This is a genomic window from Ohessyouella blattaphilus (assembly GCF_024721265.1).
GTDB classification, from domain to species: Bacteria; Bacillota; Clostridia; order Lachnospirales; family Lachnospiraceae; genus Aequitasia; species Aequitasia blattaphilus_A.
In genome coordinates this window covers 1-7,877 of the sequence record NZ_JAMXOC010000043.1, presented here as the reverse complement: position 1 = coordinate 7,877, position 7,877 = coordinate 1, and the positions used below count along the sequence as shown (strand labels likewise).

General features: G+C 44.2%; 6 protein-coding genes. All 6 read left to right on the top strand.

The genetic code is table 11. From position 1 onward, the window contains the following. The first annotated feature begins 306 nt into the window (after positions 1-306). The 6 genes from NHH16_RS14885 (at position 307) to NHH16_RS14860 (ending at position 7,810) form a co-directional block, all read left to right on the top strand. Entirely contained in the window at positions 307-1,023 is a 717-nt protein-coding gene (locus tag NHH16_RS14885; protein WP_262070390.1) for a PRC-barrel domain-containing protein, read from the top strand. A 20-nt stretch (positions 1,024-1,043) separates the two neighbouring features. Then, a complete protein-coding gene (locus NHH16_RS14880) occupies positions 1,044-1,586 on the top strand; it encodes a hypothetical protein (protein WP_262070389.1) in 543 nt (180 codons plus the stop codon). Next, on the top strand, positions 1,583-2,440 hold the full coding sequence (locus NHH16_RS14875) for a coiled-coil domain-containing protein (protein ID WP_262070388.1): 858 nt from the start codon (positions 1,583-1,585) through the stop codon (positions 2,438-2,440). Before NHH16_RS14880 ends, NHH16_RS14875 begins: the two co-directional genes overlap by 4 nt. An 18-nt stretch (positions 2,441-2,458) precedes the next feature. After that, positions 2,459-3,256, top strand: coding sequence for a signal peptidase I (locus NHH16_RS14870; protein ID WP_262070387.1), 798 nt, complete (start codon positions 2,459-2,461; stop codon positions 3,254-3,256). A gap of 108 nt (positions 3,257-3,364) precedes the next feature. Next, entirely contained in the window at positions 3,365-5,548 is a 2,184-nt protein-coding gene (locus NHH16_RS14865; protein WP_262070386.1) for an Ig-like domain-containing protein, read from the top strand. A 21-nt stretch (positions 5,549-5,569) separates the two neighbouring features. Continuing rightward, on the top strand, positions 5,570-7,810 hold the full coding sequence (locus NHH16_RS14860; RefSeq protein WP_262070385.1) for an Ig-like domain-containing protein: 2,241 nt from the start codon (positions 5,570-5,572) through the stop codon (positions 7,808-7,810). The last annotated feature ends 67 nt before the right edge of the window (positions 7,811-7,877 follow it).

The following is a 7,877-nucleotide window of genomic DNA, read 5'->3' as shown; positions in this document are numbered from 1 at the left end:
ACGGTACGTACGGTGCTGTGAGAGGACGGCGGTTAGTCACCGCCTCCTACTCGATTTAAAAAAAAAACGACTTTATTATGTGTTTTTGGTGTCATTAGCGCTGTTTATGTCATTTGTGCATCGCGAAAACAGACGCTCGTCTGTATGAAATTAAAAAAAATCTAATTTTTAATTTTCCTCCCTTAAAAAAATGCCCATCGAAAACCCCCTACTACAACATAATATTAATTATGTTGTATAAAGCCTACACGAGAAATGTGCCAAAAATGTTTGTTTACAAGAAAAAAAGAAAGGATGAGAGAAAAAATGAACAAAGCGACATATTTATTAACGTTACCAATTTTAGAAATTGAAAAAGGATTAGATTTAGGGAGGGCCGCAGGCGTTCTCTTAAACTCGTCTACGCAAAAAGTATATTTAACACTAGAAAATGGGCATCCCGGGCAAGCGAAGATTCTCGACACAGCTGATATTGAAGGTGTTGGCGAACAGTATCTTCTTATAAAGAATAAAGAGGTGCTAAAGAGTGTTTTAGAAGACACCAGTATTTCAGAAATGCTTAAAGAATGCTATCTCCTTCTAGGAGTAGAGGTAGTAGATGCTAGTGGTACTAGATTAGGTGAGATTCAAGACTTAGTGTTTGATGAACAATATATTATTTCCAGCCTTATCTTAAACTCAGGGCAAGAGCTTGAAGCGGAGAGTATTCTCTCGGTATGCCATGACCGAATCTTTGTAAGTGTTGAGAAAGCAAAAGAACAGCGTTATGTAAAGCCGGAATATGTAAAGCCAGAACCGGTAAGACCTGAGTCGGCGAAGCAGGCACCGGCAAAAGAAGAAGGAGCAAAGGCTCAGGCAGAGAACGGAAACGCTACGTACGTAGGCTTTAAGATGGGAAAGACCGTTGTAAGTGATGACGGGAAGTTTCGAGTGGAAAAAGGAACGGTGATTACAGAAGCGCTAATGCAAGAAGCTGAGCGCCATAACGCACTCTTAAGCATTGCTATGTATGCCGAGGAGTAATAAAGGGGGAAAGGACGCAGATGCAGTTTGAAGAAGCAAGGCGAGGATACCAAAAGGAGCCGGTAGATGAATATATAAAGGCTCTAAGTGAGGAATACAAAAACCTCCTCGAAGAACTAGAAGCAGAGAAAGTTCTTAATAATGAGTTACAACAAAAGAATGAAGCGCTAAAGGCATCTCAAACAGAATGGGAGCAGAAAGCAAGAACCTTAAGCAAAAAAGTAGAAACCCTACAGCGAGAGAAAAGGAACTTAGAAATGGAGAAGCCGCCTCTCCCCGAAGACACCTCTTATAGCGAGGCGATCGCATCAGCGCTAGTATCTGCCGAGTTATCGGCGAAGCAGATCGTAGAGCGTGCCCGAGAAGAAGCCAAGCTAATTCGTGAGGCGGCGGTGTTAGACCTAGAAGAATTAGAGAAGGCTAAACAAAAGACGATTAGCAGTATTCGCACCATTTCGTCAGACTTGTTAAATGTCCTAAGGGAAGAAGAGAAAATGCGTGTGAGAAGTAGCTTAGCTGAGCGAATACAAGATGGCCATAAAGAGGAGGGAGGCGACAGATGAGCACAGAAGAAAAAGTAGTATTACCCCAGTTTACCAAAGCCAGAGGCGGCAAGATGTATCCTGTAGAGGAGGTAGATGCCTATATTAAAACGTTGCAAAAAGCCTATCAGGACTTAAGCAGTTCTGAGGAGGATATTAAAAGGCAAATGAAGCAGGAACGGGAAATCTCCTTTAAGGAAAAGCAGCAGTTAGAGGAAGAGTTAAAGGAAGTTACGAGTAAGGTTCTAGTGACAGAGGAGCAGACAAAGGCCATCCAGGCAGAGTATGAAACAAAGAAGCAGGAACTGTCGGATAACCTTAGCAAAGAGCTGACGGAGCAATTAAATGCCATTGATACCCAGTTAAAAGAAAGCGAAGAACAAAAAGCAGAGCTCCGAAAAAGCATTAAGAGCAAAGAAGTAGAGGTGAAGACGGCCAAAGAGCAGTTAGATGTCTATCAAAACCGAGTGCTAGAGCTTGAACGAAAGCTAAAAGAAAAAGATGAAGAAGTAGTTCCGCCAAAAGACCCAAGAAGTGAAGTGATTATCAGCTTTATAGAACGGGCAGAAGAAATGGCGGAAAGCTACGTGGCAGATATAGAAGCTGAGATGGAGATTCGCAACCAAACCTCTAAAGAAGAATCAGAAAAGCTTATGGCCGAAGCTAGAGAGCAGGCCTTTAGCCTAATTCAAGAAGCCCGAGAGGAAGCTAAAGCTTCCGAGGAAGCGGCGAGTGAAAGAGTAAGCAAGATTCTCTCAGCGGCCAAAGAAGAGCTGATGGAAATCAGAGGGCTAATTAGTAAAGCAAGTAAAGAGTACACCAGACTTACAGAAGAAAGCTTAGAAGCAGAGATTTCTTTTGGAGACCTTAAATAAAGAAAGGGGAGAAGTCCAGTGGCGAAGAGTTTAGAAGAAATAGAAGCGAGTTTTCGGACTCAGTACCCTAAAGAGAATAAGGAGGCGCTAGAGCCTTTCGACCTGTCAGAAGAGATAGAAGTCGTCTCGGAGGTGCCGGTAAATGTCCCGACAACCTCAGAAGGAACAGAGAAAAGCCTAGTGAGAACCGCACTAATATCCGATATTATCTTTTACTTTGCCATGGTAGCGATGGTCATCTGTGCCGTTCTCTTTTCAAGAGGTGCTATGGGAACCCAGTCCTTTGGGGGCTACCAATTTCGCGAGGTACTATCTACCTCAATGGAAAGTGTCTACCCAAGAGGGAGCTTACTAATTATTAAGCAAGTGCCCATAAACGATCTGGTCGTTGGCGATGACATAACTTTTGGCAGAGACTCCTTAAATATTATTACCCACCGTATTGTGGAGATTGAGGAGAATTACGAAGGCAGTGGCAAACGAGCCTTTATCACCAAAGGAACCGAAAACAAGAATGCCGATACGGGGGTTGTCTTAGCCGATAACGTCATTGGTAAGGTAGTAAAGGGAATACCAAGACTGGGCAAATGGCTTAGCTGGCTTGGTAGTAATCTCTGGGCGATTCTGGCGGTGTTCTTATCGCTAGTGGTCTTTTCCTTCTTCTTAAAGCTATTTGTAAAGCTTCGGAAGAAAGATATGGGTCAAGACCAAAGGTTAGCCAAAGAGCCAAAACCAAAGCGCATAGAAGCATTTTGGAAGAAGCTAAAGAAAGAGCTAAAGAAAAAGCGAGACGATAAAGATATAACAACCGAATAAAAAACAACTCTCTATTATCTAAAGATATCTATAAAAAGAGATGAGGCAGGGAGCGGTTTTTTAGATAAATAAAGCAACAAGGGTGAAAGAAAAATAGGAGGATGATCAATGAAAGAAAGAAAAAAACGAGCACTCACTAGTCTGACCGCAGTTGGCTGCGCAGCAGCAGTGCTAGTTGCTGGAACCTTTGCTTGGCAAGCAGCATCAAGCGCCATGAACGAGTTCAGCAACGAACAATCAGCAGAAAGCAAAAACCCTGGCGGCAACTTACATGATGACTTCGATGCAACAACCGGAGATAAAAACATCTATGTAGAAAACACAGGAGACACCAGTATTTATGTTAGGGTCATGCTAGAAGAGTACCTTAATCAAGGGGAGAACACCGCCGAGGACAACCAGATTTGGACGACTCATATTCCTGCGGCTGGGGCAGTGGCAGACTGTGGTAATGGTGCTCACGATGCCTATCAAGAAGCCTTCCAGTGGACAATGGGTAATACCACCCCCTATAGCTACAACAGTATTGTTGGCGAAAGCGGTTGGGAAGGAATTGCCGAGGGCATGAGTGCAGATGAAATCAGCGACGCTAGAAAGGCAAATGACCAATTAGTAGCTGATGCTCTTGGAAGCGCTAGCTCAACGACATCAACAATCGTGGATTTAACAAGTGCCACAACTGCTAAAAAGCAGACAGCAACTGCCGAAGTGATTGCTATGTCAGCGTATACCGCTAAAAGTGCAGCCGAGAAAGCTAGCTTTATTGGTTGGGTATACGACATCGACGGTTATGCTTACTGGTCACAACCACTAGCACCGGGAAGCGCTACTGGATTATTACTTGATAAGGTTAGCCTACCACTAAATGAGACCTACTTCTATGCTATCAATGCAGTTATGGAATACGTAGACCGTGACGACCTAGGTGCTTGGACAGGAGCTGGGGCTGACGGCGTAAGAGAAATCACAGTAAATGATAAGGAACAAATGACCGCTTCTGTTAACGACAACGGTAACGAAATCAAAGCAGGCTCACAAGTAGGTGGTGTTACCACTGAGTCTAGCAAAGAGGCCAAAGATATGTTAAACGAACTATCCGGCTCAAACCTAGAGGCGGCAGGTGCTACTACAGAATTGGCAGTTGGTGAAAAAGCCGCTGCGCCTACAGTGACTAATGGAAACGACGAAGAAGTAACCGTAACATGGGAAAGCTCGGATCCTAGTATCGTAGCCGTAGATCCAGCAACGGGTGAGATTACCGGTGTTAAAGAAGGCGTAGCTACGATTACGGGAACCGATGAGAACGGCAATACCGTAGATTACACGGTAACTGTCATCAATAACGAGAAAGACTTATCAGCGGTAGACACCCCAGATACTATGCAAAAAGGTGATGTAGAAGACGCGCCTAAAGTAGTGGATGGCGAAAATAACGAAGTACCTATCGTAGACTGGATCAGCTCTAACCCAGACGTAGTCTCTGTAGATCCGGACACTGGTGAGCTGACGGCGAAAGCTCCGGGAACTGCCACTATTACCGGAGAAGATGAAAACGGCAATAAAGTAGAATTTGACGTGACCGTCTCTGATGAATTTACCGCAGAGCCAGAAGCAGTAACGGTAGAAGCCGGTCAAACGGCAGCGGCTCCAGCGATTACCGATGTAAAAGGCAATACCGTTAATCCGGAAGACCTTACTTGGAAAAGTAGCGCCGATGATAAAGTAACCGTTGCCCCAGATGGCACCATTAACGGCGTAGCTGCAACAGAAAGCCCAGTAACCGTTACAGGTACTGATGCTAACGGCAATAAGGTAGAAATCCTGGTAACCGTAACCGCTCCTGGGAAGACGGCTCAGGATATTGTGAATGAAACCGTAAAAGATTCATATCAAGCCGAAGAAACGGAAGCGGAGACATGCGCTATTGGTAATGATTATGATTTCAACATTATTCCTTACTATGCTACGAATCCCATCAACGGCTGCCAGTCTCAAGGAACCATGGATATGAATTATGGTGAAATTCCACTATCGAAGCTAATTAACGACGGCTTCTCAGCAGATAATATTACCTTTAGTAGTACAGATGGTAAGGTAGTGAAAATCGAAAACGGCACCCTATACCTTTGGTATTTACCAACATACGAAGAGTATAGTACGAATGGTTGGAGTGATGGTTTCCATCCAGAAGCTAGTGTAACAGCAACCTACACTGATCCAGATACGGGAGCAAAAGCGACAAAAGAAGTCAAGGTGGGTATCTTCTATATGGGTACTATTCTAAAGATATAACTAGGAAAGGAAGGAAAAGTCATGCATAAAAGAAAAATATTTAAAAAGTCCACTGCGCTTGTGCTAGCGGCAGTGATGATGGCTACTACTGCGGTTGCGGCGATTGGTTCTACTCTGGCAGCTACACCCATTGAATGGACAGCTTCTATTCCTGAGGGTATCCCTCCGAATGAAAGCTTTCACGTAGACGTGGCTAAAGCTGATGGAAAAGACGGAAAAATATCTCTAACTGCTGATAAAGCAGCCACTTGGGCAAGCAGTGATGTATCTGTTGCCACGACTACTCAGAACACCGGTGATACGGGGGTGTTTGAGGCGGTTAAGCCAGGTACCTTTGTCGCTTATCGTAGCACCAAGGAAGGATACCTTGGTAGTACCCCGGCGATGGTTTACAATTCTACCATGCCTTATAGCTATACCATTTCAAAGAATCACTCTATCTTAAAGAGAATGGGGAAGACAGATACCATTCCCATGACCATGAAGGACATGAAAGACAGGGAAATTACCGGTTTCGTTACTTGGACTTCAGATAATACTGCAGTGGCAACGATAACGGAAGATACGGGTGTTATCACTGCCGTAGCAGAGGGTGGCGTGGCTAATATTATCGGTAAATTCACCGATTGCTATGGTCAACCTCAACAGATTCATTACTCGGTAATAGTAGGGAAGCTATCAGATAACGACATCATCGGTCCTGACGGCGATGGCAACTACTGGAAACCAGTCGGTGAACCAGAGAACATCTGGGAACAGGTAGATGAAGACGGCAACTCTAAGAACCCACCGGAGTATGTCTATGACACCAATACACCTCTAGAAGGTGATGACGATGTGCCGGCAACTAAGGGCGAAAATGACACCTTCTATGTGGAAGAGCCGAAGAATATCTTTACCCCGGTACTACCAGACGGTTCTCTAGATAATGATAACAAAATCTGGGGCGGTGACGATTTTACCCCAGGAACAACAGATGATGAAGACGTAGATAACTTCGGAACTGAGGCTAGTCCAGATTACTGGGTAAGCTACGGCGAGAATGTCTATGCTCAGGTAAGTAAAACAACAGGAAAGATTGGCGCCTTAACCGGCGGTGGCGGCGATGAAGACCCGACTACAGATGGTGTAAAACCAATCTTTGATAATAGAGAGATAGACGGTCATTTCTATTACGGACCTCATACGGATGCGGACGGCATCAGCTATTATATAGGCGATGACTGGCAAGAGGGTGGCAATGGCGATGGTCTTCTAAATACAGAAGATAAGACTTTACCTCATGCAACTGACGCTATCTATTATCGTAATGAAGACGGTACTATGACAAAAGAAAAACCTGTTACAGATATTCCAGCGACATCTCTTCAAATTCAGGGTCTAGAAGATAATAAGATTGTTGTAGGAGACAAAGAGGCGGCACCAACGGTAGTAATTCTTCCAAATGATGCAACCAATCAGACGATTATCTGGAGCACTTCTGATAGCGCAATCGTGTCAGTTGACGCGGAGACAGGGGAAGTAACAGGTGTAGCAGAAGGTACAGCAATTATTACAGCCACTGTAAAGAATGCGGATAATAGTGAAGTGACGACATCATACAATTTAACGGTAGAAAAGGGTATGGATGAAAAGAAAGGTGACTGGAGTGATGTAACATGGGCACCAGGCAACGAGTTTAATGCAAGTGGTTGGGATTGGGTTATTATCGCCACCGATGCAAATGGTAACGCTCTAGTGACAACAAAGTATGTCGTAGGAAGTCATCGTTTTGCTGCTAGTAGCAATGTCTATGCAAATAGCGAGTTAAGAACTGTAATGGAAAATTTCTATAGCAATGATATCACGAGCCATGACAATGGACAGATAGCAGCAGGAGATAAGACGAGTAAGAAGATAACAGGTGTAGCTCAGCCCTCGAACTTCTTAAGTAATACACCAGCGTATAATGCAGCAGGTGGAATGTCGGCAGTGGTAGAAGGTGGAAGTAAAACTTGTTTTGCCTTAAGTTATCAAGAAGCGAACACGTACTTAAAAGGAAAGTCATATGTAAAGGCTGGCTGGGGTAGTACCGTAGGAAGTGGATTAACGAAGGGTGATTGTAGTGGTGGAAATGCTTCGCAATGTTATTGTCTGCGCTCCCCGGGTGATTATTCTTATAGTGCATCCGGTGTGGGGCACGACGGCGCGCTCCTCTACGACAATTACGTGAATGATGCTAGTAACGCAGTTCGGCCGGCTTTATGGATTAAGCAACCATAAATCATTACTCTCAATATCTTCAAATCATAAATCAGCGAGGATGTGAAAGAGAATACGTAAAACAAAA